Consider the following 22,542-nt stretch of genomic DNA (forward strand, 5'->3'; position numbering starts at 1 on the left):
ACTCCGCATCAAGTAGTAGCAGCTGATGGTGGACAGCGTGCACTAACTGGAGAGCAGGGATTGCCACCGCAGCAGTTCTCGGTGAGAAAGCCGAGAACCTCGTTCATGACGTCGTAATTGGCCGCATAGATGACGAAACGCCCCTCCTGCCGCGACGTCACCAGGCCTGCGTGTGACAGCTCCTTCATGTGAAAGGACAGCGAAGATGGTGCGATGTCAAGCGCCTCGCCAATCTTGCTCGCTGCACAGCCGTCCGGCCCGACCTGAACCAGATGGCGAAAGATGCCCAGACGGGACTCTTGGGCCAACGCGCTAAGCGCGGCGATAACGGATTTTGTTTCCATGGCCTGCCTCATTAATTCGATATTTCAATTATTATTGAAATGACAGGCCTGTGCAATAAAATTTTCCGCACCAAACCAATATGCGCTGCTGTAAAAATCTGCCACTCAGGCCTGTGGAAGACGCACGCGGAGATCAAACGCTGCTTGTTTACCTTCGTGACAATGCCCGAGATTATTGATGCCCACCGCATCACCGGAGAAGATTGCTTTCTTGTTCGGATCCTGGTTGAAGAGATGGCGCAGCTGGAAGCCGCTATCGACACCTTGGCAAAGTTTGAGCCTGTTACTACTTCAGTAATTTTGGCAAGTTACCCATCGAAAGCTATCGTTTCGAGAACTTGAATCTCATTTATCATCGGGTCTGTGATAACTATGATCCGAGTCCCCAGCAGATCTTCGTCTACACTCTTGAGATATTCTATTCGGCAAAAAAGTTGTTCCGCAACGGAGAAAAAATGCTTGAATTACGGCCCAGCTGTGAATGCTGCGATAAAGACCTCCCGCCAGAATCGACTGAGGCAAGGATTTGTTCCTTCGAATGCACCTTCTGTACTGATTGCACTATCGACATATTGAAAGGCAGTTGCCCTAATTGCGGCGGCGAACTGGTCGCACGTCCTCGAAGGCCCGTGGAAAAGCTCGTGAATAGTCCAGCAACGACTGAGCGAGTGTTCAAGCAAGGCGGTTGTAAAGGGAGTGCTTAAAGGTACGCGACAAGCCGCTCTGCGTAGATTCTGGACGGCTGTGACCGTTCCCACCACGGCAACCTGCTAGTTGACCAAAATAGCCAGGCTTGACTGACCTGAGATGATTTTTCTAATCACCGATACTTGAGTTATCTATGCTAACGCCAAGGAAAACTCAATGAAGAATGCATTTACGGACGAACAGATCATCAGCATCTTGAAGGAAGCCGAGAGCAGATGGATTCCGACAGTAGATCTGTGCCAAACGGCACAACATTACGGAGCAGGATTTTTACCGCTGCAGAAATGAGTTTTGCGGTATAGATGTCTCGCATGCGTAGTGACTCAGAAATCTAGAATCCAAAAACGACAAGCTTAAACGCTTGGTAACCGAGCAGTTGCTGCCAATGGCTTGAAGTGGGCAAACCGAAAAATGATGGCCACCGCGGTCGGCACGAAGCACTGGAAAGCAATACGTGACGGGAGCTATCGCAGCACAAGGCATGTCGTTATTTGGACTTGAGCCGACGGGTGGCGGGAGAACAATACAGGCACCACCTCGAAATGCGCTGATATCAACATTACCGCAGGCACAGCTAACAAAATTAAAGTCGCTAGTAACTATAAAAACGATAAGGCTCTCACCAGTACCCAGTCAAAACTACATTTGAGCTGGTATCTTGTAGAGCAGCCATCCGCATAACAGCGCGAGCGCAAAAGCCAAAACTCGCAGCGCGATTATCTCCCTTTGAGCACGTCCGAAAGATGCGTCCTTTTCAATGCAAGCCGGACATCCAAGTTGATGTTGCACTCTTTCACTGTGTGCTTTCACCACCTCTGGCACCGCAACCGGACCTGCTTTGGCAGCACCAGCCGAAATCCATTCCTCTAGCGTTTCTTTCACGGTCGAATAATGCTCAATCGGGAGCTCGCGGAAATATCGAATTCCAAAGTCTTTCATAAAGACCTTATAAATTTCGACTTCCTTTTCACCGGAAATGGCAGACAACTCTTTCACTAATACGTTGATTCTTTTCCGCTGGAATTCAGTGATCCGTGGAGGATCTTCCGCGTCTATTACTTCACTCGAATTCCGAGTACCAATGGTCGTTGGGCCACTGATACTATGCACATTCCCATTGATGAGCTGAGAAACGTTTCCGCGAATATTAATTTTCCCTACCATTACCACCCTACTTCGTAAAAATAACCCTCAACGCAGCCATCTATCACATCGAAGAGGCACTACTCCATTTCATGACTTTTTCTTAGACGGGGCTTTGACCATCTGAGGGCCCACGACCTTCTTAAAGGTCTCCCCGTGAATTTGTTGTCCGACGCCGCCGTGAATGGTGATGTTCGCTCGACCTTTGGGAACGGACGCAGGTTTGTCTGTATCGCTCGCTCCTTCGACCACGCCAAGAACACGGGCCTTCGCACGAAGATCCAACTTCCGATATCCCACCAGAAGCTCCGATTCGTCTTCCGTCAACCCGTCGGAAGCCGGAACACCAAGTAAAACATACTGAGTGTCAACACCAAGCGCTGCAACGGCAATTAGATAGTCCGCGCCTGGAAAGCGCTTGTCTTGCTCATAATTGATTTGCGCTCCCTTTTCCACCCCACCGACGGCAGCAAACTCCGGTTGAGTAAGGCCTAGGCGCTTACGCTCATCTTTTAATCTTTGACCAAAGGTACTCATTACGCAAATATTTGTTTGACAGGTACGTTTTTGAGAACTAATATTCACGTCATTGCTAAGTGACGTGTACAACGATTATCCCATATGCCTACCCTCTCCAAGCACGTATCCCGCCCCCATACCGATACCTCGGTGGCCGTTACCTTTCGCCTTGAAGCTGATGAAGAAAAACGACTGGCTGAGCTGGCACGCCAGGATTTGCGTACGCGCTCTTCATTCGTGCGCCTGCTGATCTTGCGCGGCATGGCCGCCTACGACAACGACGTCAAAGCCGGACGGGCTTGAGCATCGGAGACCGCCATGTACGATGATCCCCGCAAAATCCGTCATCGCCGCATCGTAGTGCGCGTCAACGATGACAATTACGACATCATGAAGGCTCTGGCACAGTACCAAGGCGAAAACCTGGCCACCTTGGCCCATGATCTGTTGATGCATCAGGCCATCGCCCTGGCGCAATCCTATTCGATGCCGATCTTATCCGAGCAGAACGTGCAAGCCAAGGCGCTCACGAGCCACTTTTCAGTGCCTCGCAATGCCTGATATCGAACTGCCGTTCACCCACCCTGCGTTAGTCGAAGCCCTGGAAGTGATCATGATGCGAGAAGGCTTCGACACGATTGAACAGGCCGCTGAGTTCGCTCTAGCGCAATCTGTTCGAGAAGGCATTAAACGTGTTACTGGCAAGGGGCGTGCACTCTATGCCATCAAGGAAGAAAAAACAACATGCGTGTAATCAGCCTGCCGTGCCCTCATTGCCAAAGCCCTGTGCGTGCAGCCAAAAGCCGGACCATGTCCACGCTGATGAAGGAAATCACCTATCGATGCCAGAACGTCGATTGCGGCCATACCTTCGTTGCCACGCTGGAGATTTCTCGTACCGTTTCCCTGTCGGCCATGCCCAATCCCGAGGTGAGCCTTCCCATCTCGCCCCGTGCGTACCTTGCCCCCCAAGGAACAGGTACTGCCTGATTTACTGGTGACCGCCTAGCCGGTCGCTGAACCCCAAGTTGACTAAGACCTGTCGTGCGCCTTTGGGCGCACGCGGGATTCGCTCACCCTAAAGAAACCTCACATGGCTCTCGATCAGCAACAGACAACGCTTGCACTCGCCTCGCTGCGGCTTCGCATGGGCGACGACATCAAAGAATTTCAATGCGCCCAACGCATGCTGCAGCGCAAGGCCGTGCTGCAGGACGAACTGCAGTGGAATGTGATCTGGCAAGGGAAGAACGTTATTTCCGCCCGTCTCGTCCAGCGCTTGCAGCGTCTCGGCGGCCTGATGGGAGTGTGGTAATGCGTACTGTGATCGCTCATGGAATCGCTGCTCTGCTGTTGCTTGCACCATCTCTTCTGGCGGCTCTCGGGCTGGTGCGAGGGTAATGATGCGCGGTGCACGAATTAAGGACCATGCGTCATTCCGTCCGGCATCGGACCTGCTGCGCGAGCGCGCGGCATGGGTGCCCACGCCTCCCGGCAATGAAGCCGCTAAGGCTGAGCTAGAGAAATCCATCTCACTCTTGCGCAATCGCAGGCGCCCCAATCTCCAAACCGGGATTGCTTATTCCTGGGCAGCGATGCCCAAGCCAGTGCGTCGACACATCCTCGCCCTGGCGGGACTCTCCGCGGATCGCTGGGAATGCCCTATTCACTCCTTCACAGAAGCTGAACGCTTGGCCATGCGCCATGCGGTGCTGCGTGCCATTACGACGTATGAAAGAGCTCTCAATGCAGTCTAGAACAGTCGATGCCAAGACACGGCGTCGCCATCGGGCTTTCGTCGAGTCGCACCAGTTTGCCGGGGAACTGGCACGTATTCCGCTGAAGTGGCGCGGACGTGTCGTGAGCCAGGCCCTGGAACTGATGTCGGTATGGCACTGGAACAAGATTTTTGAACCGGTCGCCGTTCAATTCGTCCGCGAGTTCGCTGAGCAGTACGTGCCGGCCGGAGTAGATCTGTCGCAGGATGATGCCGATATTTGCGCCACGGCCGAGAAAGCCGCCGAGAACGTCAAGAAGGTTTTGTGGAAAGCGATTTCAGACACCCACGCCCGCGACCTCATCGAACAAGAGTGCAGCGACTACGGCGTTGACATGCCTGACGTGGACGATGACGACCTACGTGCCATCATTGCGCGTGTCGTGGATCCGCGCTGGTGGCGTCGGCAACTGCGTAAGGTAGTCGGCCGTGCCTTTGAGGGCGGCAATATTCGCTTGGGCTATGTGCATTACCACGGCGAGCCCTATGCCAGTAATGACGCCGTACTCTCTCGGCTGGCGCAGAACAGAAGAAATGCCGCCGCTCTGGAAGCGACGATGGTGCGCAATGAGGCTGGCCAGGAATTCAGCATTGCTGAACTGGCCGAAAAGACGACCGCAAACAAGACCATTCGTCGCGGCGAACTCATGCTGCGCATCAATGGTTTCGAGGTCATTGCAAAGGAGTGCAACGATCAAGGGCTTTTCCTCACCTGGTCGTGCCCATCGCGCTTCCATGCCACGCTGCATACGGGCAAGCCGAATCCGAAATATGACGGCTCCGACCCGCGCACCGCCAATAAGTACCTCGGCAAGATGACCGCGCTGGCTCGCTCGGCGTTGGCTCGTCGCGGCATCGGCCTGTACGGATTCCGGATCGCTGAACCGCATCACGATGGGTGCCCGCACTGGCACATGCTGGTGTTCGTGCGCGCGCTGCCGGACTACAACACGCCGCACGTCAAGGACGTGGCCAGCCGCGCTATCCGCGTCATGAAGCGATACGCTTGGCGCGTGGATCGCGGCGAACCGGGTGCATTCAAGCGCCGCCTGGACGTGAAACGCATTGATTGGGCGAAAGGTAGTGCTGCTGGCTATATCGCTAAGTACGTGGCCAAGAACATCGATGGCGTCGCCGACCACAAGACCAAAGAGGGTTATCTCATCACCACTGACATGGCAGGGGATCGTGAGCTAACGCCCTCGGCCCGTGTAGAAGCCTGGGCCGCTCGCTGGGGCATTCGCCAGTTCCAGCAATGGGGTGGCGCACCGGTAAGCGTCTGGCGCGAGCTACGCCGCGTGCCGGCAGATATGGTCAAACAGGCCCCGCCGGCCATGGCCGCTGCCTGGGATGCCGTGCAAAAGGTCGAGGGCGAGAAGCGTGCATGTTGGGCGAGTTATCTGCGTGCCCAAGGTGGCGCGCTGGTGAAGCGAGACGATCTGATGGTCACGCTGGCCACGGAAACCAAGACTGTGACTGGCCGCTATGAAGAGTGCGAACGCGTGATGCCCTATGGCGTCCAGTGCCGCCAGATGGTCGGGGTGGTTTTCAAATCCATTCGTCACACATGGACGCCAGTTCAAGGGCACGACGCCCGCGCATCGGCGGGTTCGGGGTTCCCTTGGACTCGTGTAAATAACTGTACGCAGCCCGCCACACCTGCCTTTGCGGCCGATGTGTCCTTCGAGCCGAAGGCGGCGCCCGCACCGCTCATGTTCAAGCCCGACCAAGCCGCGCAGATCGATCACGCCTGGCTCGCCCTGGGCGCATGCCCATGGCCCCGGCCAACGGTCGACGACAGGCCAGCGTGGCCGGCGCCGGCCATGACGGCCGACGAACAGCGGCAGGCCCTGGCCTCATGGGACGCCATTAAGGCATGCCCCTGGCCGCGCATAGTACCCGCGCCGGACAAGTCCTCGCGCCTCGGCACACCGCGCCAGGTCGCGGACTGGCGCGCCGGCCGGCTCGATGTCAGCGAACTTCCGATTGATCCCAACCCAACGAAAGGGAACGCCCCATGACCGCGTTTCGTGTCGTCGTGCGCACCGCCAGCGCACGCCATTCCTACACCGCCATCGCAGCCCATAGCTGCGACGTGATCGCCGCCGCCGTCGATCGCTTTGGCGTGTGTTCTGTAACGGCCACCAAGGAGAAGAAGCAATGAATGCGCCCGTGAAATTCGATGTAACCACCAGCAAGCCGCGTGACTTCGTGATGCAGCCTCCGCAGACCCTGGACCGCATTACGTTCAACACGCCCGACGATGGGGTGCTAGCGGGCTATGTGTCGGTCATTCGTCAGCACCTGGGCAATGGCGAGCGATTCGCCTGGGTCGAGCTGGATAACGAACCGGCCGGGTTGTTCCGCGGTGTGCCGTTGGCAGACATCCTCACTTGCGATGATGCCGGAGACCTGCGCCGCAATACCCCGAACCGCGAAACTAGACGTCTGTGCCTGAGCGACTACAGCGCGAACATTATCGACAGGGGAAGAATGGATGTCCGCAATTAAAAATCAAACCGCCTGGGGCCAGCTTCTGCGAATACTGGCCGAGCAGGTGGCAAACGAAGTTCCCCAAGTCGAAGGACGGAGCATGAGCAGCCATCCCCGCAACTTGGCGACGCGCGCCGCCCGTTGGCGGAATCAACAACCTAAGCAGAAATATCGGGAGGCGAGATGAAAAAACAGTCCCAGAGCTCACACCAAAGCTCCCCATTTACTGCTGATATGCTTGAAAAAAACTCAAACATGCGTCCATTAATCAGGATGCTTGCAGCCCAGGCGGTGAAGAACTGGTTAACCGGCAACCCACTCAATACAGCAACATCAACGACACAAGATGGTAATGAAGGCAACGATCTACGCACGATATAGTAGCGACAAGCAGAGCGAGACCTCTCTAGATGACCAGTTACGAGTATGCCGGACTCGGGCAGATCGGGAGGGGGCTACTGTCGAATTCGAGCGCTGCGACGCTGCCATCTCCGGCTCGACTGCCGTTGGAAGCCGGCCGGCAGGTAACGCAATGCTGGCCGATGCCCTCGCCGGCCGCTTCGATCTGCTACTGGTAGAAGGCCTCGACCGGCTTGCACGTGATCAGGTGGAGCAAGAGCAAATTGTCCGTCGGCTTGAGCACCGAGGTATCCGGATCATTGGCGTTTCGGACGGATACGACTCGCGGCATAGCGGCCGCAAGATAATGCGCGGCGTGCGAGGTCTGATTAACGATCTATACCTGGACGACCTGCGCAGCAAGACGCATCGAGGCCAAGCCGGCCAAGTGGAGCGAGGCTACATCGCCGGAGGTAAGTCCTATGGGTATGACATTGTGAAGGCTGATGGCGGGAGCACGTACCAGATCAATGAAAACCAGGCGCGCTGGGTAGTTTGGATTTTCGAGCAATATGCGGCAGGAAACAGCGTGCAGCGGATCGCACATGAGCTGAATAACCAGGGCGTGCCATCGCCACGTGACAGCACGTGGGCCGTATCAGCGATTTATGGCAGCCCGGTAAAAGGCTCGGGCATCTTGAATAACTCGATGTATGTGGGGCAGTACGTCTGGAACAGGTCTCAGTGGATCAAAGACCCCGACACCGGGCGGCGCCAGCGGACAGAGCGACCCCGAGAGGAATGGCAGACGGCCAGCCTGCCAGAGCTGCGCATCATTGATGACGAACTCTGGCGCCGCGTGCGCGAGCGCATCGACGCTGGCAGGGACGAGCATGGGCGCAAGCGCCAAGTCCGTCCTGCGACGACTCTCTTTGGGGGCATGATGCTCTGCCCGCACTGCGGCGGAGCAGTGGTTGCGATCAATGCAGAGCGCTATGGCTGTGCAGCTGCCAAGGATCGCGGCCCTGCCGTGTGCAAAGGATTTTCAATACTAAGAGAACTGGTCGAAAAGAGACTGATTTCGATCATCCGCGCAGAACTACTGTCACCGGTGGCAGCTGCCGAGTTCGAGAAGGCCTTTGAAGAGATGCTGAAGGAGAATACAGATTCTACGGAAGATGTTTCTCAGACAACAAAACGTATAGCACAGCTGACGACAGAGATCGGCAGAGTGGTTGATGCCATCACGATGATCGGTGTCTCGGAGGCGCTGGCGGAGAAATTGAAGACCCTCGAAAATGATCGCAGCTCACTGCAGCGCAGGCTTGCGCTCAAAGCTGCGAGCGAGGCAGCGCGCAATCCCAATGTGACCAGCATCTTCAACGAGATCCTGATGAATCTGACTGCTGCGCTTCGGGAAAATCCTCTGATGGCCAGAAAGATCCTGGGCGATATCTTTGGCTCGATCCAGCTGGAGCTCAGGGAAGACAATCAGGTGTGGGCCAAAATGGCAACGGCCCAGCTACTTAAGCAAGTAGCCGGGCCGTCTATATCGGTGGTTGCGGGGGCAGGATTTGAACCTACGACCTTCGGGTTATGAGCCCGACGAGCTGCCAGACTGCTCCACCCCGCGTCTGAAGAACACAATTATAGGACAGCCAAAATGGGAATGCAAACATTTTCTGCAATCTTTTTACAGTGATACACTCCTAACCGCATTGCAGCTTCCTGCAACCGTCCAGCCAGCCGGTCAAGCGGTCCGTGCCGCCACAGGAAAATGCACCCAAGGCCCCTTCCCTACTATATATAAAGACAGACACCTTCCGAGCCTCTATGAAATTCTGTTCCGAGTGCGGCCACACAGTATCCCAGCAGATTCCTCCCGATGACACGCGGCTGCGCCATGTCTGCACCAACTGCGGAGCGATCCACTATCAGAATCCCAAGATGGTGGTCGGCTCCATCCCCGTCTGGGAACAGGATGGCCAGGTCAAGGTCCTGCTGTGCAAGCGTGCCATCGAGCCGCGTCTGGGTTACTGGACCCTGCCGGCCGGTTTCATGGAAAACGCGGAAACCACCGAAGACGCCGCCCGCCGCGAAACCGAAGAGGAGGCCGGTGCCCGTATCCAGCTGCACGAACTGTTCTCCCTGGTCAACGTGCCCCACGTCCACCAGGTCCACCTCTTCTACCGCGCTACCCTGCTCGACCTCGATTACCAGGCCGGCATCGAAAGCCTGGAAGTGGCCCTCTATACAGAAGACCAGATCCCCTGGCAGGACATCGCCTTCCCCACGGTGGAATTCACCCTGCGCGCCTTCTTTGCCCAGATGAAGAAAGTGCGCAGCGGTGAAGGCGGCTTCACGCTGCACACCGAAGACATCCGCCGCCGCATGATCTGATCCGCAGGAGCACGCGGATGATCGCCTGGCTGGATCTCGATACGCCCTTCCCCGATGTCTCGCGCGCCCTGGCCGATCCGGCCGGGCTGCTGGCCGCCGGCGGCGACCTGTCGCCACAGCGCCTGCTCGAAGCCTATCGCCACGGCATCTTCCCCTGGTTCTCCGAAGGCCAACCCATCCTCTGGTGGAGCACCGATCCGCGCATGGTGCTGCACACCGATCACTTCGTCGTCTCCGACAGCCTCAAGAAAACCCTGCGTCGCATCGAGCGCAGTCGCCACGGCGACGGACTCTGGCAAGTCACCTTCGATACCGACTTCGAACAGGTCATGCAAGGCTGCGCCGGCCCGCGCCGACACGAACACGGCACCTGGATCTCGCCCGAGATCATGGCAGGCTATACCGGCCTGCATCGCGCCGGCTACGCCCACTCCTCCGAAGTCTGGCTCAACGGTGAACTGGTCGGCGGCGCCTATGGCGTCTCCATCGGTCGCATGTTCTACGGCGAATCGATGTTTGCCCGCGTCAGCGATGCCTCCAAGGTGGCCCTGGCACACCTGGTGTTCTTCCTGCGCAGCCATGGCGTGCAGATGATCGACTGCCAGCAGGAAACCGCCCACCTGGCCTCGCTGGGCGCACGCCCCATCCCCCGCAGCGACTTCCTGCACCATCTGCGCGCCGCCATCCAGTGGCCGCAGATCCATGGATGGGCACCCCTGAACCTGCTGGAAACCGGCATCCCGTCCGGCCCACGTGACTGAGCCTGGCTCCATCCTTCACTGCGACTATCAAAATGGTGTAAATTGGAACCTGACTCCAGGGACCCACGGTGCGCTCGACACCTCGCCGCCGGCCTCCCGCAAGACAGGACAGGACGCACATGACGCATCTCAAAGACTTGCCGTTCTCCACGTTGCAGTTCTATGCAACCGCGCCCTACCCATGCAGCTATCTCGATGACCAGCAGGCCCGCTCGCAAGTGGCCACACCCTCGCATCTCATCAACGCGGATGTGTACTCGGAACTGGTCAAGACGGGCTTCCGGCGCAGCGGCATCTTTACCTACCGCCCCTACTGCGATGGCTGCACTGCCTGCACTCCAGTACGCATCCGCGTAGCCGACTTCGAACGCAACCGCAGCCAGCGCCGCGCCTGGGAACGCAATCGCGGCCTGCAAACCCTGGTCACCAACCTGACCTACGCCCACGAGCACTACGAACTCTACCTGCGCTACCAGTGCGCCCGCCATGCCGGCGGCGGCATGGACCAGGACAGCCGCGACCAGTACGCGCAGTTCCTGCTGCAAAGCAAAGTCAACACCCGACTGGTGGAGTTCCGCGAGGCCGACGGCACGCTGCGCATGGTCAGCATCATCGACGTGCTCAATGACGGGCTGTCCTCGGTCTATACCTTCTTCGATCCCGACCTGCCGGCCGCTTCCTTCGGTACCTACAACATCCTCTGGCAGATCGAGCAAGCGCGCCAGCTGGAGATGCCCTACGTCTACCTGGGCTACTGGATCAAGGAAAGCCAGAAGATGGCCTACAAGACCAACTACCAGCCGCTGGAAGCCCTGCATGAGGGCCACTGGAGCCTGCTCGAAGGCTGAAGCGGGCTTCACGTCTGTGGCGCAACGTCTGCAAAAACAGCCGCAGAAACTGCAAATGATGGGCGACAACGGCCCGGATACGGAGAACGGAAGGCGGCACGCGTTAGAATAGCGGCAGTTTTTTTGGCCCTCTTCCTTACCTGATCGCCCCATCGTGTCCGACAAATTCCTCTACGCGCTCGCGCGTCCGCTGCTGTTTTCCCTGGAACCCGAAACCGCACACCACCTGGTGCTGCCCGCGTTGCGCTGCGCCGCACGCTACAGCCTGACCGATTTCATCACCAGAAAACCGGCCGCCGATCCGCGCACGGTCATGGGTATCACCTTCCCCAACCCGGTGGGCATGGCCGCCGGGCTGGACAAGGATGGCGCCTACATCGACGGCCTGGCGGCGCTGGGTTTCGGTTTCATCGAAGTCGGCACGGTCACGCCGCGCGCCCAGCCGGGCAATCCGCTGCCGCGCATGTTCCGCCTGCCGGCCGCCAACGCGGTCATCAACCGCATGGGCTTCAACAATGGCGGCGTGGATGCCTTCGTGGCCAATGTGCAATCCTCGCGCTTCTATCAGGAGCGCCAGGGCGTGCTGGGCCTCAATATCGGCAAGAACGCCGATACCCCCATCGAGCGCGCCGCCGAAGATTACGTGCACTGCCTGGAAAAGGTCTATCCCTATGCCAGCTATGTGACGGTGAACATCTCTTCGCCCAACACCAAGAACCTGCGCCAGCTGCAAGGGGCCTCCGAACTGGATTCCCTGCTCTCGCAGCTGAAATCGGCCCAGCGCCGCCTGGCCGACCGTCATGGTCGCTACGTGCCGGTGGCGCTCAAGATCGCGCCGGACATGGACATGGAACAGGTCAAGAACGTCGCCGACGCCCTGCTGCGTCACCAGATCGATGGCGTCATCGCCACCAACACCACCATCACCCGCGATGCCGTGCAAGGCATGCCGCACGGGGAAGAAGCCGGCGGCCTGTCGGGCAAGCCGGTGCTGGAATTGTCCAACCAGGTGATCCGTGGCCTGAAGGCCGAAGTGGGCGAGGCGCTGCCCATCATCGGCGTGGGCGGTATCTTCAGCGGGGCCGATGCGCGCGCCAAGATCGAGGCCGGGGCCTCGCTGGTACAGCTCTACACCGGACTGATCTACCAGGGACCGGCGCTGGTGCACGAATGTGCCGACGCCCTGCGCGTGCCGCAGGCAGCACGCGCGGCGCACCACTGAAGCGGCCCGTACCGCACAAACGAAAACAGCAGGCCAGGTGCCTGCTGTTTGTGTTTCCGGGAGCGCTGCGCTCTCCCGTGGGTGATGCTCAATCCTTGGAGGACTCCCTCTTGAGATTGAAGATCCGGCGCGCATTGGCGTCGGATTCGGACTTCTTTTCAAAATCGGTCTTCTCGCAACCGGCCAGCACAACACCGACGACCAGCGTCAGCAGCATGACGACAAAACGCATGATATTCCCCTGAAGATTCGGATGAGGCCCCGGATGGCCGCACGCCCCTTCGAGGAGCAGGCGGATAGCGCCGCAGGACGGGCCTGTGCGACCAGCATAGGGGGCCGGCAGGCGCCATTTTATGCGCAAAAGATCACTTCGCAATGACTATCAGTGAAAGTTTTCGCTCAAAACCGACTGCCCGTTCCCCTCTATAATGGCAGGCTTCCGACGGCCAGGCCGTCGCCCTGCTTTGTGTCCATGTCCGTCAACACCATCGCCCTCAACCGCCAGATGCGTCGTTTCGATGACCACGCCAGCGTCTGGCTGTTCGGTTACGGCTCCATCATCTTCAAGGCCGATTTCCCCTATCTGGAACGCCGCCCGGCCCACATCACCGGCTGGGCGCGACGCTTCTGGCAAAGTTCCCACGATCATCGCGGCACAGCCCAAGCCCCGGGCCGGGTGGTAACCCTGGTACCGGAGCAGGATGCCGTCTGCGCCGGCATGGCCTACCTGATCACGCCGGAAGTCTTTGCCCATCTGGATCATCGCGAGAAAAACGGTTACCTGCGCCTGGTTACCGAGATGAGCTTCGAGGATGGCCAGGTCGCCGAAGGGCTGATCTACATCGCTGCCGACGACAACGAAGCCTTCGCCGGGCCCGCCAGCGAACTGGAGATCGCGCGCCAGATCGCCGGCGCCGTCGGTCCCAGCGGGCGCAACAGCGAATACCTGCTCAAGCTGGCCCAGGCTTTGCGCGAGCTGGGCGCCGAAGACCACCACGTCTTCGCCATCGAACGACATCTGCTGCAACTGATCGGGCAGCCGCCCGTGCTATCGTCTGCGGCACGCCCCTGAGTCCCGCATCGCCTACGACCACAAGGAAGAGCAACATGATCAAGACCCTCGCCGCCAGCCTCACCCTCATCATGACCCTGGCCGCCTGCACCACCCCGGTGGAACGCACCGCCAGCGGCGCCATCCCCGCCGCGCGCGTCTACATCAAGAGCATGACCGAGCAGGCCGCGGGCCTGTCGCCCGTCACCTTCACCCGTGCCGCCGGCCTGCTCAACAACGACATGCTGGAACTGGCCATCAACGATGTGGTGCTGGCCCAGATCGCCGGCGGTGAACATCTGTCGATCTGGCTCAAGCCCGGCAGCTATGATTTCAGCATCAAGCGCGTCAACAGCCTGGGCAGCAATGCCGGACCGACGACGGACAAGCTGACGCTGCCCGTGGCCCAAGGCGGCCGCTACGAGCTCCGGATCAATACCGAATTGCGCGGCCTGAACCTGCAACTGGTCAAGTAAGCCTGAGCATCCTGCACGACAAAACGTGCCGGATATCGTGATGTTGCCCCATAGCCCCTGTCGTACGGATGACACACCGTGCCACGGGGGCTTGCTGCGTCAGCCCGGAGGGTTTTACGCAAGCCATTGATTAAAAAAGGTTTTTCTCAAGAAAAAAAACATCGGAGATACCCGGACAGCCAATCATTCACAAAATAGATAACTGGTATTGGGATTCAAAAGTGGAAGCACGCCCGTGAAGCGAATATATTGCAATGCAACAGATCAATTTCTTCCTCACGGAGCTCACCATGAACATCATCGCCGACATCCTCCCGTACACCCTGCTCATCGGCGCCATGGTTGCGCGCTACCTGATTTCGGTCAAGTAAGCAGCCTCCTGGCCGGGTGATCGCCCGTCTCCGCACGGAGACGCGATGCCACTTCGGAGCAGTCCTGAAAAGCGGTTATTGTCGCGTTGCAACGCTGACAAGCCGCTTTTTCTTTTGGCGCCGGTCGCGGATCGATTCGCACTGATTTAGGGCAAATTCGCACCATTATCATCATCGTTGATATCTCAACGATTTACCATGGTGCAACTCTGGCTTGCCGGTGTGGTAAATGTCGTGTCGTCGTCTGACTTGCAAAGCTGCTGCAGCGCATTACACTCGCAAGCTTTGCCAACGCAACGAAAGTGACGCATGAAGCGACTTGCCTCCCTCCTCGCCGCCTCCGCCCTGCTGCTGGCCGTGCAAGGCTGCGCCTGCGCGCCTGGCTTCGTCGGCTTTGACAGCCGCTGCCAGTTCAGCAACGTTCCCAGCGGACAACCCTGAGTGAACAAAAAAGCACCGGATCGGCCCCTTCAGAAGCCTGTCGCGGTGCTTTACATGCGTAATTCCAGGTTAATTCCTGAACCCTTCTTCACGCTGGCTTCAGCGTCTTCTGGTTTTACCCCATCGATACCGTCGGCATTGGACTGGCTTGCTCGGTCGGCGGCAACTGTCCCAGCCACTCCCGCAAGTCCTGCATGGCCTGCTCACGCAGTCGGGTTTCCTCATTGAAGATCTCGTGGTAAGCCTGGGCGTACCAGTGCAGCGTCTTGCTTTGGCCGGGCAGGGCCTCGTAGAAGGCCCGGCTGCCGCGCGGGGCGACGAAGGCGTCATCGCCGGCGACCTGCAGCAGCACTGGCCGCGTGAACTGGACGGCATCGCGCGCCGTCTGCTGCATGGCATCGAGCATGAAGTTGAGCATGCGCGGCGCGATCTTGCCGTGATTGAGCGGGTCCTGGCGGTACGCTCTTACCTGCTGCGGATCGTGCGAGATGCGCGCAGCCGGCAAGGCGGTCGGCAGGGCCAGGCCCGGGGCGATGGCCGAGGAGACCTTCAGCAGCAGCCGCTGCCAGCGCGACAGATCCAGCGCCAGCGCCGGTGAGGACAAGGCCAGTGCCCGCACCGGGCTGAAACCGCCGGTGGCAAAGCGCGCCGCCACCAGGCCGCCCATGCTGTGACCGAACAGCAGCGGCGTGCACTGCGTGCGGCGGCTGAAGTCATCGAAGCTCTGCTTCAGGTCGCGCAGCAGATCATCCGGTCGGATCAGGCTGCCCTGGCGGCCACCCGAATTGCCATGGCCGCGATGGTCGCAGATGCGCACGGAAAAGCCGGCCTGATTGAACAGCTGTGCCAATGCCTCATAGCGCCCGCCATGTTCCCCCAGGCCATGCACCATCTGCACCGCCGAGGTGGCGCCGGGCAGCAGCCAGTCGCGGCAAAACAGGCGGGTGCCGTCGGCGGCGTCGATCCAGTGTTCCTGTACGGGGAGAGGATGGCTCATGGTTTCCTGAAGGAAGAGGACTGCGCATCCGCCTGGCGGCGCGTCATTCGCCAGGCCTTGCGCAGGCGCCGGCTCTGGCGCAGGGCGAGCTGCAGCGAGGCAGCCCAGGACAAGGGACGCGGATGCACCACCGCGCGCAAAGCGCGGGCATAGTCCAGCACCATGCCCGGCGTCCAGGCCATGGTCACGGCGCGCTTGCGGATCTGGCTGGCGACCCAGATCTCGGGCGTCAACATCATGCGCACCGCATTGAACCAGTGCCGGTCCCGGGTGCCGATGACGCCCTCAAGCGCGGCCTCCAGGGCATGAGCCACGGTGCTGGAGCAATTGCGATAGGTGAGGTTGTAGATCTCGGTCTGGCGGTAATGCTGCCAGAAGCGCTCCAGCGAGGCGCGACGGTAGTCGCGGAAGACGATCTTCTCGGTCGATTCGCACCAGGCCGCGGCTTCGCTGCGGTAATCGGTGAGGTAGCGGCCCTTGACGTCGTTGTCGGCCGTAGCACGCAGGAGCCGGGCGAACTGATCCGGCGAGCGGTCGATTTCCTCGGCCGGATAGAGGCTGATGTACAGATCGGGCAGGATCTCCAGCGCGGCGTGGCCGGTCGAGATGACACCCTGGGTGTCGACGGCGGCAATGTAGCGGTCGATCACCGGCTGCCGCCGGGCTTGTCCCTTGGCGCTGCCGGTAGGGGTCCATACGTGCAGGGTCATCGGTGACAGCGGCCCTGGTGTCGCAGCAGCCGTGGCCGGGGTGCACAGCTGTGCCTGCAGGTCGGGCGCAGCGTCGTGCAGCCCGGCATCGAAGGGCAAGTCATCGCCGCTGTTGCGCTCGGCCAGCACGTCAGCGGCGGCCTGCTGCGGCAGCATGCGGCTGCGCAGGGCCACCCAGATCATGTTCCAGCCACCGAAGACCAGGCCCAGCGCCAGGCAATACGGCACGGTTCCCTTGTAGTGGGTGGGATAAGGCTGGAAGAAGAAGATCGCCAGCCCGATCTGCACGACCCCGCCGAACATGGCCGTGCGCCAGCGCGGAAAGCGCACCACCAGGGCCGAGGTGATCTGCAGCGCACCGCCGATGGTGAAGGCCAGCCCGAACAGCATGGCCAGCGCCATGTTGCTGGCGTAGTGCTGGGTGATGACCAGGATAGCAATGAGCAGGAACAAGCCGCCCTTGGCGTAGCGCAGGGTCTTCTGCGCGCCCATGCCGCTGTTGGCCACCCACAGGGTGACCAGGCTCTCCAGCAGCAGCAGGTAGCCGAACAGGGTCAAGGGGAAATTGAGCACGCCATCGAGTGCATCGATCATCAGCGACACGCCGACGGCTCCCCAGGCCAGACCGGCCACGGCCAGAGCGTGCCAGTTGCGGCGGATGAAATCGGCACCCAGCAATAACAAGACAAGTCGTATCACGGCATTCCCGGGGCTGTGCCCTTCCTTTTGCGATCCCGCATTCTGGGGGATTCCCTGCGGCGAGGCAAATCGGCATGCGGCAAGGCTGGCCCGGACCGGCACAATCACGCACAATGCCAGGCTGTCCACCATTGCTGCCGATCCCGTTCATGTCATTGCCGGTCCTCCTCTCCGCCATGGCCAGCAGCCTCCTGCTGCCGCCCGTCTCGCCCCTCCTGCTGTACCTGGCCGGGCGATGGCTGCGCCGCCGCGCGCCGCGCAGCGGTCTGGCCCTGATGCTGCTGGGGATGATGATCCTGCTGGTCCTCAGTACCCGCGTCGGCGCCCTGTGGACGGTACGCCCCCTGGAAGACCAGTATCCGCCGCTGACCGGCCCCGGCGATGCGCAGGCCATCGTCATCCTGGGATCGGGTCGGGTCGACCGGGCGCCGGAATACGGTGGCAGCGACGACGCCACCGCCCTCGGCATGAAGCGGCTGCAATACGGCGCCTATCTGGCGCGCCAGACCGGCCTGCCCATCCTGGTGACCGGCGGCAGCCCCGACGGTTCACCGGAAAGCGAAGCCGCCCTGATGACGCGCGACCTGCAGCGCGACTTCGGGGTAGCGGTGCGATGGCAGGAGCAGCAGGCCGACACCACGGCCCAGAACGCCAGCCATTCGGCCGCCATGCTCAAGGCCGATGGCATCACGCGCATCCTGCTGGTCACAGACAGCATCCACATGCCGCGCGCCATGCGCGTATTCACGCAGACGGGCTTGCAGGTCCGGGCAGCGCCTACCCTGTTCCACGGTCGGTCACGCCCCCGACCCACCGACTACCTGCCGCGCGCCAGCAACCTTGAGCTGGCCAGTTATGCCCTGCGTGAACGGATCGGCCTGTGGTGGTATCGGTTCCGCTCGGCGCTGGAGCAGTGAAATTGTCCCGCACCGCACCATTCATTTCCGAAAATGAGCGCACTTGCGCCTCCTGTTCCGGCATTCAGCAAGGCAATACCGGGTTAGAGTGGCAAGGTCGCGCGCATTTCATCTGCGAAAGCCCGTGAACACCACCTTGACTTGGCAACAATGACGCTCACGCAAGACGATGCACCAGGCCCGCGGGGTCCGCTGCCATCGTCCAGGCACGACGATGCCGGCGAGCGTCCAGATAAAAATTGGGAGATTACATCATGGGCCAGTTATCCTTCAGCAAGAAGCTGTGGCTGCCACTCGTATTGAGCCTCGTCGCCCTTCTGGCGATTTCCGTCTTCAGCGCCTATATGGTGCGCGACGTGCGCCTGGAAGAGCGCAAGAACGATCTGACCAACATCGGCCAGACCGCGCTGTCGCTGGTCAAGGCCTATGGCAGTCTGGCCGACAGTGGTGCCCTCACCAAGGAAGAGGCACAAAAACGTGCCAAGGCCGCCATCAAGAGTCTGCGCTACGGGACCGATGGCTACTTCTCGATTTCCACCTCGGCCCAGATCATCGTCATGCACCCGATCAAGACCGAACTGGACGGCAAGGACCTGACCAACTTCAAGGATCCGGCCGGCAACAACCTGTTCGTCGAGATCACCAAGGCCGGCAGCAAGCCCGGCGGCGGCTTCGTGCACTACCTGTGGCCCAAGGTCGGCGCGGCCGAACCGGTGGCCAAGACTTCCTTCGTGATCGCCTACCAGCCCTGGGACTGGAACCTGACTACCGGCGCCTACATGGATGACATCAACGCTGCCTTCATGGGCACGCTGGCCCGCATGGCGATCCTCTTCGCCGTGGTCGCCGCCGCCCTGGTGGGGCTGGTGATCGTGATCAACCGCGGCATCCTGCGCACCATCGGCGGCGATCCGGCCAAGGCGGCCGAGGTCGCCAACCGCATCGCCCAGGGTGACCTCACCCCCAACATCCAGACTGCGCCGGGCGACCAGAGCAGCCTGCTGTACGCAGTGCGCAGCATGCGTGACTCCCTGCTGAGCACCATCGCCAATATCAAGACTTCGGCCGATACCATCGCCACGGCCAGCCACGAAATCGCCAGCGGCAACCTCGACCTGTCCAGTCGCACCGAGCAGCAGGCCGGTTCCATCGAGGAAACCGCCTCGGCTATGGAAGAACTGACCGCCACCGTCAGGCAGAACGCCGACAACGCGCGCCAGGCCAACCAACTGGCCGAATCGGCATCGGACGTGGCGATCCAGGGCGGCAGCGTGGTCGGCCAGGTGGTGCAGACCATGGAAGGCATCACCGACAGCTCGCGAAAGATTGCCGACATCATCGGCGTGATCGACGGCATCGCCTTCCAGACCAATATCCTGGCCTTGAATGCGGCCGTGGAAGCGGCCCGTGCCGGCGAACAGGGGCGCGGCTTTGCGGTGGTGGCCTCGGAGGTGCGTTCGCTGGCCCAGCGTTCGGCCTCGGCGGCCAAGGAAATCAAGACCCTCATCGATGACTCGGTGAGCAAGGTCGATACCGGCAGCAAGCTGGTGGAACAGGCCGGCGCCACCATGACCGAAGTGGTGGCCAGCGTACGTCGGGTCACCGACATCGTCGGCGAGATCAGCTCGGCCAGCCAGGAACAGAGTGCCGGCATCGCCGAAGTCGGCCGCGCCATCACGCAGATGGATGAAGGCACGCAGCAGAACGCCGCACTGGTGGAGCAAGCTGCTGCCGCCGCGCAATCGCTGCAGGACCAGGCCGCTACCCTGGCCGGACTGGTAGGACGTTTCCAGATCGATGGCAACCAGGCACGTACCGCCCAGGCCACGCCAGTGGCACCGGCCGCACCCGTGGCCGCCAGGGCGGCACCGCGCCCGGCGCCGACGGCTGCGGCGCCACGCAAGCCGGCGACGACGCCGGCTGCTCATGCGGCCATTGCCGCACCCAAGGCAGCCGCAGCCAAACCCGCTGCCGCACCAGCCGCCAAGACCGAGCCACCGGCCGAGAAGACAGCCGCCAAGCCGGCCGCCAAAGCCTCGCGCCTGCCTGCCGGAGAAGATGAAGGGGATTGGGAAACCTTCTGAGCCAATGAGCGCAGTACCGCCAGCCCGCCAGCCCGCTTCGTGCGGGCTTTTTCATGGGTGATGCAACTCAGGTCAGGGCGGCGCGGTTTTCCCCGACCAGACGACGGATCAGACCGGTATCAGGCGGCACCGCCAGGGCGCGCGCCGTATCCTGCTTGCCGCTGGCCAGAAGGCCCTGTGCACCGGCCGCTATGGTGTATTCGCTATGGCAGGCCGGACAGTACAGAGTATCGCCCACGGCCGCGTGGCGCGGCTGCACGATGATCGGACCGCAACTGAGGCAGCGTTGCAGGGGGATACCCTCGTCGCTGTGACCGACGATGTGGGCCAGTTCCGGATGGGACTGCAAGCCGATGAACAGCTGACCCAGCTCTGCATCGAACTGCTTGCCCAGCTCGCCCCCGATGATCTCCATGGCGCGGGCGATCGGCATGCCGCTGCGGTAGGGGCGCGTGCTGGTCATGGCATCGAAGGCATCGCAGATGCCGACGATGCGCGCAGCCAGCGGGATGTCCTCGCCGCGTCGTCCGTAGGGGTAGCCGCGGCCATCCGGCGTTTCGTGATGCAGCAGCACGGCCTCTTCGGCCAGCGCCGCCAGCGGGTGGCCGGCCAGCATGCGATGGCCAATCTCGGGATGGGTCCGGATGACCGCATATTCCGCGTCATCCAGTCGAGATTTCTTGCCCAGCACGGCATCGGGAATGCCGATCTTGCCCAGGTCATGCAGGAACGCGCCGATCGTGATGCGCGCCACCTGCTGCGCAGGCAATCCCGCCGACTCGGCCAGCAAACGCGAGAGCCGCGCCACCCGCCACAGATGCCCGCCCGTGTAGGGATCGCGCGCCTCGACCGCCCAGGCCAGCAGAAACAGACTCATCAGCAACTGCTCGTCACGTGCAGCCTGGCCTGCAGCGGTCCTTTGCGTGGCCCGCTGCCACAGGGAAAGCAAACTCATTGGAAAACTCCCGGAGACTTACCAGCGCAACAGGCGCGGACCCAGCAGCAAGCCGACCGCTGCCGGGATGAGAATGCCCAGCAAGTACCAGACGCCCCAGAAGGGAACGCCCATTTCCGGGCAATGCAGGCAATACACCATGGTCGCACTGGCACCGGCCAGCAGCCCGGCCACGGCGCCGGTCAGGCGCAGCCGCGTCGGCGCCATGCCGCGCACGGCCCAGAAGATGCCGATGAACAGCGGCACCGACAACAGCGCGATATTGAAGGGGCAACTGCGCCAGCTGATCCCCATCAACAGCGGCAGACGCTGCGCCACCGGCGCACTGAGCAGCACCGTGACGCCACCCAGCCACAGCGCCAGGCCGGGCAAGGCAATGCCGGCCCAGCGCGCACCCACGCGCAGCCCCGGACGCACCAGACGCCGCAGCACCAGCAGGGTACCCACGGTCAGCGTGGTGGGAAAAGCCAGCTTGATCCAGAACAGCGGCACCCCCAGCATCACGGTCAGATCGGGGCGCAGTCCATAGATCGGCAGCATCAGCAGCAACGAACCCAGGCCGCCCAGCAGCAGTGCCTGGGCCATCTGCCTGGCCGGCAGGCGACGGTCCACCGGCGCTACGTCACCGGCCATCATCGAAATAAGGTCATCAGTCTTCATGCTTGCAGTTTCTCCCGGATCTTCAGGGCCAGGGCCTTGAGGCCGCGATGGATCCCCACCTTGACGGCCGATTCCGACATCCCCGTCAGTTGCGCCGTCTCGGCTACCGACAGGCCCTCCAGCTTGACGTGCACGATCGGCAGGCGCTGCTTGTCGGGCAGCTCCTCCAGCAGGGCGCCGACATCGCGCCGGGCCTGGGCCGGTTCGTCGTCACAGACGGCCAGCAGGTCATGCTCTTCCTCCAGCGGGTCATTGAAGGCTTCGCGGCGCGAGCGCGCGCGCAGGAAGTCCATCAGCTTGTAGCGCGCGATGGCATGCACCCAGGCCGTCAACGGCTGGTCGGGACGATAGGTGTGACGGGCGTTGTGGATGGCCAGCAGGGTTTCCTGCACGACGTCCTCGACGTCATCCTGCAGATGGACCAGCCGCTTGCGCAGGAAAGCGCGCAGGCGTCCGCTGAGTTCGGCCAGGAATTGGCGATAGGCCACGGCGTCACCGTCGAGACCGGCCAGCAGCAGCGTACGCAGGCGTTCCTCGGCCGGGTGCGAAGGCTTGCCGGGAAGACCGGCCAGGTCACCCGACAAGGCCGGGCCGCCAGTGGCCAACAGGAAAGGACTCTCAGTCATG

30 protein-coding genes, 1 tRNA gene and 1 pseudogene are annotated in these 22,542 nt (G+C 61.0%); 22 read left to right on the forward strand and 10 right to left on the reverse strand.

The genetic code is table 11. The annotated features are described in order from the left end of the window. Nucleotides 1-8: 8 nt before the first annotated feature. Entirely contained in the window at nucleotides 9-344 is a 336-nt protein-coding gene (locus GWL_RS12480; protein ID WP_034337103.1) for a helix-turn-helix transcriptional regulator, read from the reverse strand. A gap of 162 nt (nucleotides 345-506) precedes the next feature. Here GWL_RS12480 and GWL_RS23895 point away from each other — a divergent pair, with 162 nt between their 5' ends. From GWL_RS23895 to GWL_RS24110, 3 genes and pseudogenes are all read left to right on the forward strand, one after another. Continuing rightward, nucleotides 507-686, forward strand: coding sequence for an Lrp/AsnC ligand binding domain-containing protein (locus tag GWL_RS23895; RefSeq protein ID WP_237713589.1), 180 nt, complete (start codon nucleotides 507-509; stop codon nucleotides 684-686). A gap of 113 nt (nucleotides 687-799) precedes the next feature. After that, nucleotides 800-1,048, forward strand: a complete 249-nt coding sequence (locus GWL_RS23015) for a DUF1272 domain-containing protein (protein WP_006461603.1) — start codon at nucleotides 800-802, stop codon at nucleotides 1,046-1,048. Nucleotides 1,049-1,208: 160 nt separating this feature from the next. Beyond that, nucleotides 1,209-1,507 (forward strand): annotated as a pseudogene (locus tag GWL_RS24110) (transposase); the annotation flags it as partial. Nucleotides 1,508-1,691: 184 nt separating this feature from the next. Here the strand turns inward: GWL_RS24110 and GWL_RS12490 are convergent. Together GWL_RS12490 and GWL_RS12495 are read right to left on the reverse strand one after the other, a co-directional pair. Continuing rightward, complete coding sequence (locus GWL_RS12490) at nucleotides 1,692-2,216, reverse strand: hypothetical protein (RefSeq protein WP_134040406.1); 525 nt, start codon at nucleotides 2,214-2,216, stop codon at nucleotides 1,692-1,694. A gap of 69 nt (nucleotides 2,217-2,285) precedes the next feature. Next, a complete protein-coding gene (locus GWL_RS12495; protein ID WP_237713568.1) occupies nucleotides 2,286-2,780 on the reverse strand; it encodes a helix-turn-helix domain-containing protein in 495 nt (164 codons plus the stop codon). A 36-nt stretch (nucleotides 2,781-2,816) separates the two neighbouring features. Here GWL_RS12495 and GWL_RS12500 point away from each other — a divergent pair, with 36 nt between their 5' ends. The 10 genes from GWL_RS12500 (at nucleotide 2,817) to GWL_RS23030 (ending at nucleotide 8,923) form a co-directional block, all read left to right on the forward strand. Next, complete coding sequence (locus GWL_RS12500) at nucleotides 2,817-3,017, forward strand: hypothetical protein (RefSeq protein ID WP_008330639.1); 201 nt, start codon at nucleotides 2,817-2,819, stop codon at nucleotides 3,015-3,017. A 15-nt stretch (nucleotides 3,018-3,032) separates the two neighbouring features. Beyond that, nucleotides 3,033-3,275, forward strand: coding sequence for a hypothetical protein (locus tag GWL_RS12505; protein WP_006461600.1), 243 nt, complete (start codon nucleotides 3,033-3,035; stop codon nucleotides 3,273-3,275). Beyond that, on the forward strand, nucleotides 3,268-3,468 hold the full coding sequence (locus GWL_RS12510) for a hypothetical protein (protein ID WP_034337065.1): 201 nt from the start codon (nucleotides 3,268-3,270) through the stop codon (nucleotides 3,466-3,468). The genes GWL_RS12505 and GWL_RS12510 overlap by 8 nt, the downstream gene beginning before the upstream one ends. Next, entirely contained in the window at nucleotides 3,459-3,704 is a 246-nt protein-coding gene (locus GWL_RS23020; protein ID WP_006465440.1) for an ogr/Delta-like zinc finger family protein, read from the forward strand. Before GWL_RS12510 ends, GWL_RS23020 begins: the two co-directional genes overlap by 10 nt. A gap of 103 nt (nucleotides 3,705-3,807) precedes the next feature. After that, a complete protein-coding gene (locus GWL_RS12515; RefSeq protein WP_008330648.1) occupies nucleotides 3,808-4,029 on the forward strand; it encodes a hypothetical protein in 222 nt (73 codons plus the stop codon). A 431-nt stretch (nucleotides 4,030-4,460) separates the two neighbouring features. Then, a complete protein-coding gene (locus GWL_RS12520) occupies nucleotides 4,461-6,512 on the forward strand; it encodes a replication endonuclease (RefSeq protein ID WP_008330649.1) in 2,052 nt (683 codons plus the stop codon). Next, nucleotides 6,509-6,655 carry a hypothetical protein gene (locus tag GWL_RS23650; protein WP_008330650.1) on the forward strand — a complete coding sequence of 49 codons (147 nt, stop codon included), beginning with the start codon at nucleotides 6,509-6,511 and terminating at the stop codon, nucleotides 6,653-6,655. The genes GWL_RS12520 and GWL_RS23650 overlap by 4 nt, the downstream gene beginning before the upstream one ends. Next, on the forward strand, nucleotides 6,652-7,002 hold the full coding sequence (locus GWL_RS12525) for a hypothetical protein (RefSeq protein ID WP_008330651.1): 351 nt from the start codon (nucleotides 6,652-6,654) through the stop codon (nucleotides 7,000-7,002). Before GWL_RS23650 ends, GWL_RS12525 begins: the two co-directional genes overlap by 4 nt. A 165-nt stretch (nucleotides 7,003-7,167) precedes the next feature. Beyond that, nucleotides 7,168-7,365 (forward strand): hypothetical protein, encoded by a 198-nt coding sequence (locus tag GWL_RS23410; RefSeq protein ID WP_157174239.1) that lies wholly within the window; start codon nucleotides 7,168-7,170, stop codon nucleotides 7,363-7,365. Next, nucleotides 7,337-8,923, forward strand: coding sequence for a recombinase family protein (locus tag GWL_RS23030; protein ID WP_085943571.1), 1,587 nt, complete (start codon nucleotides 7,337-7,339; stop codon nucleotides 8,921-8,923). The genes GWL_RS23410 and GWL_RS23030 overlap by 29 nt, the downstream gene beginning before the upstream one ends. Here the strand turns inward: GWL_RS23030 and GWL_RS12530 are convergent. Further along, a tRNA-Met gene (locus GWL_RS12530) sits at nucleotides 8,880-8,956 on the reverse strand. The genes GWL_RS23030 and GWL_RS12530 overlap by 44 nt on opposite strands. A 200-nt stretch (nucleotides 8,957-9,156) precedes the next feature. Here GWL_RS12530 and GWL_RS12535 point away from each other — a divergent pair. From GWL_RS12535 to GWL_RS12550, 4 genes are all read left to right on the forward strand, one after another. Then, a complete protein-coding gene (locus tag GWL_RS12535) occupies nucleotides 9,157-9,723 on the forward strand; it encodes an NUDIX hydrolase (protein ID WP_008330652.1) in 567 nt (188 codons plus the stop codon). 17 nt (nucleotides 9,724-9,740) lie between these two features. Next, complete coding sequence (aat, locus tag GWL_RS12540) at nucleotides 9,741-10,484, forward strand: leucyl/phenylalanyl-tRNA--protein transferase (RefSeq protein ID WP_008330659.1); 744 nt, start codon at nucleotides 9,741-9,743, stop codon at nucleotides 10,482-10,484. A 119-nt stretch (nucleotides 10,485-10,603) separates the two neighbouring features. Further along, nucleotides 10,604-11,332 (forward strand): arginyltransferase, encoded by a 729-nt coding sequence (locus GWL_RS12545; protein WP_008330660.1) that lies wholly within the window; start codon nucleotides 10,604-10,606, stop codon nucleotides 11,330-11,332. 154 nt (nucleotides 11,333-11,486) lie between these two features. Continuing rightward, complete coding sequence (locus GWL_RS12550) at nucleotides 11,487-12,554, forward strand: quinone-dependent dihydroorotate dehydrogenase (protein ID WP_008330661.1); 1,068 nt, start codon at nucleotides 11,487-11,489, stop codon at nucleotides 12,552-12,554. Between the two features lie 88 nt (nucleotides 12,555-12,642). Here GWL_RS12550 and GWL_RS23415 read toward each other — a convergent pair whose 3' ends face one another. After that, complete coding sequence (locus GWL_RS23415; RefSeq protein ID WP_008330662.1) at nucleotides 12,643-12,786, reverse strand: hypothetical protein; 144 nt, start codon at nucleotides 12,784-12,786, stop codon at nucleotides 12,643-12,645. Nucleotides 12,787-13,026: 240 nt separating this feature from the next. Between GWL_RS23415 and GWL_RS12555 the strand changes: the two genes are divergently transcribed. From GWL_RS12555 to GWL_RS24035, 3 genes are all read left to right on the forward strand, one after another. Next, complete coding sequence (locus GWL_RS12555; protein ID WP_008330663.1) at nucleotides 13,027-13,626, forward strand: gamma-glutamylcyclotransferase; 600 nt, start codon at nucleotides 13,027-13,029, stop codon at nucleotides 13,624-13,626. 35 nt (nucleotides 13,627-13,661) lie between these two features. Beyond that, nucleotides 13,662-14,081 carry a hypothetical protein gene (locus tag GWL_RS12560; RefSeq protein WP_008330664.1) on the forward strand — a complete coding sequence of 140 codons (420 nt, stop codon included), beginning with the start codon at nucleotides 13,662-13,664 and terminating at the stop codon, nucleotides 14,079-14,081. 680 nt (nucleotides 14,082-14,761) lie between these two features. After that, nucleotides 14,762-14,893, forward strand: coding sequence for a hypothetical protein (locus tag GWL_RS24035; RefSeq protein WP_008330666.1), 132 nt, complete (start codon nucleotides 14,762-14,764; stop codon nucleotides 14,891-14,893). Nucleotides 14,894-15,008: 115 nt separating this feature from the next. On the opposite strand, the gene GWL_RS12565 is transcribed toward GWL_RS24035, so the two are convergent. Together GWL_RS12565 and GWL_RS12570 are read right to left on the reverse strand one after the other, a co-directional pair. Next, entirely contained in the window at nucleotides 15,009-15,890 is an 882-nt protein-coding gene (locus tag GWL_RS12565) for an alpha/beta hydrolase (protein WP_008330667.1), read from the reverse strand. Next, the gene (locus GWL_RS12570; protein ID WP_034351123.1) at nucleotides 15,887-17,299 is read right to left on the reverse strand and encodes an HdeD family acid-resistance protein; all 1,413 of its coding nucleotides are present in this window, start codon (nucleotides 17,297-17,299) and stop codon (nucleotides 15,887-15,889) included. Before GWL_RS12570 ends, GWL_RS12565 begins: the two co-directional genes overlap by 4 nt. Before the next feature lie 149 nt (nucleotides 17,300-17,448). Between GWL_RS12570 and GWL_RS12575 the strand changes: the two genes are divergently transcribed. Continuing rightward, a complete protein-coding gene (locus tag GWL_RS12575) occupies nucleotides 17,449-18,216 on the forward strand; it encodes a YdcF family protein (RefSeq protein ID WP_034351125.1) in 768 nt (255 codons plus the stop codon). A 254-nt stretch (nucleotides 18,217-18,470) separates the two neighbouring features. Continuing rightward, nucleotides 18,471-20,300: a methyl-accepting chemotaxis protein gene (locus GWL_RS12580; RefSeq protein ID WP_008330670.1), complete on the forward strand. Its 1,830-nt coding sequence runs from the start codon at nucleotides 18,471-18,473 to the stop codon at nucleotides 20,298-20,300. Between the two features lie 67 nt (nucleotides 20,301-20,367). Here GWL_RS12580 and GWL_RS12585 read toward each other — a convergent pair whose 3' ends face one another. From GWL_RS12585 to GWL_RS12595, 3 genes are read right to left on the reverse strand one after another with little or no spacing between them, the layout of a single operon-like run. Continuing rightward, a complete protein-coding gene (locus tag GWL_RS12585; RefSeq protein ID WP_008330671.1) occupies nucleotides 20,368-21,255 on the reverse strand; it encodes an HD domain-containing phosphohydrolase in 888 nt (295 codons plus the stop codon). An 18-nt stretch (nucleotides 21,256-21,273) separates the two neighbouring features. Beyond that, nucleotides 21,274-21,915 (reverse strand): DUF1109 domain-containing protein, encoded by a 642-nt coding sequence (locus GWL_RS12590; RefSeq protein ID WP_008330672.1) that lies wholly within the window; start codon nucleotides 21,913-21,915, stop codon nucleotides 21,274-21,276. Next, on the reverse strand, nucleotides 21,912-22,541 hold the full coding sequence (locus tag GWL_RS12595; RefSeq protein WP_034350757.1) for a sigma-70 family RNA polymerase sigma factor: 630 nt from the start codon (nucleotides 22,539-22,541) through the stop codon (nucleotides 21,912-21,914). Before GWL_RS12595 ends, GWL_RS12590 begins: the two co-directional genes overlap by 4 nt. Nucleotide 22,542: the final 1 nt, after the last annotated feature.

It is taken from the genome of Herbaspirillum sp. GW103 (assembly GCF_000261365.1).
GTDB lineage: Bacteria > Pseudomonadota > Gammaproteobacteria > Burkholderiales > Burkholderiaceae_D > Herbaspirillum.

Excerpts from the sequence above, each read along its gene's own strand:
- GWL_RS12480 (WP_034337103.1), bottom strand. The coding sequence starts at position 344 with ATGGAAACAAAATCCGTTATCGCCGCGCTTAGCGCGTTGGCCCAAGAG.
- GWL_RS23895 (WP_237713589.1), top strand. The coding sequence starts at position 507 with ATGCCCGAGATTATTGATGCCCACCGCATCACCGGAGAAGATTGCTTT.
- GWL_RS23015 (WP_006461603.1), top strand. The coding sequence starts at position 800 with ATGCTTGAATTACGGCCCAGCTGTGAATGCTGCGATAAAGACCTCCCG.
- GWL_RS12490 (WP_134040406.1), bottom strand. The coding sequence starts at position 2,216 with ATGGTAGGGAAAATTAATATTCGCGGAAACGTTTCTCAGCTCATCAAT.
- GWL_RS12500 (WP_008330639.1), top strand. The coding sequence starts at position 2,817 with ATGCCTACCCTCTCCAAGCACGTATCCCGCCCCCATACCGATACCTCG.
- GWL_RS12505 (WP_006461600.1), top strand. The coding sequence starts at position 3,033 with ATGTACGATGATCCCCGCAAAATCCGTCATCGCCGCATCGTAGTGCGC.
- GWL_RS12510 (WP_034337065.1), top strand. The coding sequence starts at position 3,268 with ATGCCTGATATCGAACTGCCGTTCACCCACCCTGCGTTAGTCGAAGCC.
- GWL_RS23020 (WP_006465440.1), top strand. The coding sequence starts at position 3,459 with ATGCGTGTAATCAGCCTGCCGTGCCCTCATTGCCAAAGCCCTGTGCGT.
- GWL_RS12515 (WP_008330648.1), top strand. The coding sequence starts at position 3,808 with ATGGCTCTCGATCAGCAACAGACAACGCTTGCACTCGCCTCGCTGCGG.
- GWL_RS12520 (WP_008330649.1), top strand. The coding sequence starts at position 4,461 with ATGCAGTCTAGAACAGTCGATGCCAAGACACGGCGTCGCCATCGGGCT.
- GWL_RS23650 (WP_008330650.1), top strand. The coding sequence starts at position 6,509 with ATGACCGCGTTTCGTGTCGTCGTGCGCACCGCCAGCGCACGCCATTCC.
- GWL_RS12525 (WP_008330651.1), top strand. The coding sequence starts at position 6,652 with ATGAATGCGCCCGTGAAATTCGATGTAACCACCAGCAAGCCGCGTGAC.
- GWL_RS23410 (WP_157174239.1), top strand. The coding sequence starts at position 7,168 with ATGAAAAAACAGTCCCAGAGCTCACACCAAAGCTCCCCATTTACTGCT.
- GWL_RS23030 (WP_085943571.1), top strand. The coding sequence starts at position 7,337 with ATGAAGGCAACGATCTACGCACGATATAGTAGCGACAAGCAGAGCGAG.
- GWL_RS12535 (WP_008330652.1), top strand. The coding sequence starts at position 9,157 with ATGAAATTCTGTTCCGAGTGCGGCCACACAGTATCCCAGCAGATTCCT.
- aat (WP_008330659.1), top strand. The coding sequence starts at position 9,741 with ATGATCGCCTGGCTGGATCTCGATACGCCCTTCCCCGATGTCTCGCGC.
- GWL_RS12545 (WP_008330660.1), top strand. The coding sequence starts at position 10,604 with ATGACGCATCTCAAAGACTTGCCGTTCTCCACGTTGCAGTTCTATGCA.
- GWL_RS23415 (WP_008330662.1), bottom strand. The coding sequence starts at position 12,786 with ATGCGTTTTGTCGTCATGCTGCTGACGCTGGTCGTCGGTGTTGTGCTG.
- GWL_RS12555 (WP_008330663.1), top strand. The coding sequence starts at position 13,027 with ATGTCCGTCAACACCATCGCCCTCAACCGCCAGATGCGTCGTTTCGAT.
- GWL_RS12560 (WP_008330664.1), top strand. The coding sequence starts at position 13,662 with ATGATCAAGACCCTCGCCGCCAGCCTCACCCTCATCATGACCCTGGCC.
- GWL_RS24035 (WP_008330666.1), top strand. The coding sequence starts at position 14,762 with ATGAAGCGACTTGCCTCCCTCCTCGCCGCCTCCGCCCTGCTGCTGGCC.
- GWL_RS12565 (WP_008330667.1), bottom strand. The coding sequence starts at position 15,890 with ATGAGCCATCCTCTCCCCGTACAGGAACACTGGATCGACGCCGCCGAC.
- GWL_RS12575 (WP_034351125.1), top strand. The coding sequence starts at position 17,449 with ATGTCATTGCCGGTCCTCCTCTCCGCCATGGCCAGCAGCCTCCTGCTG.
- GWL_RS12580 (WP_008330670.1), top strand. The coding sequence starts at position 18,471 with ATGGGCCAGTTATCCTTCAGCAAGAAGCTGTGGCTGCCACTCGTATTG.
- GWL_RS12585 (WP_008330671.1), bottom strand. The coding sequence starts at position 21,255 with ATGAGTTTGCTTTCCCTGTGGCAGCGGGCCACGCAAAGGACCGCTGCA.
- GWL_RS12590 (WP_008330672.1), bottom strand. The coding sequence starts at position 21,915 with ATGAAGACTGATGACCTTATTTCGATGATGGCCGGTGACGTAGCGCCG.
- GWL_RS12595 (WP_034350757.1), bottom strand. The coding sequence starts at position 22,541 with ATGACTGAGAGTCCTTTCCTGTTGGCCACTGGCGGCCCGGCCTTGTCG.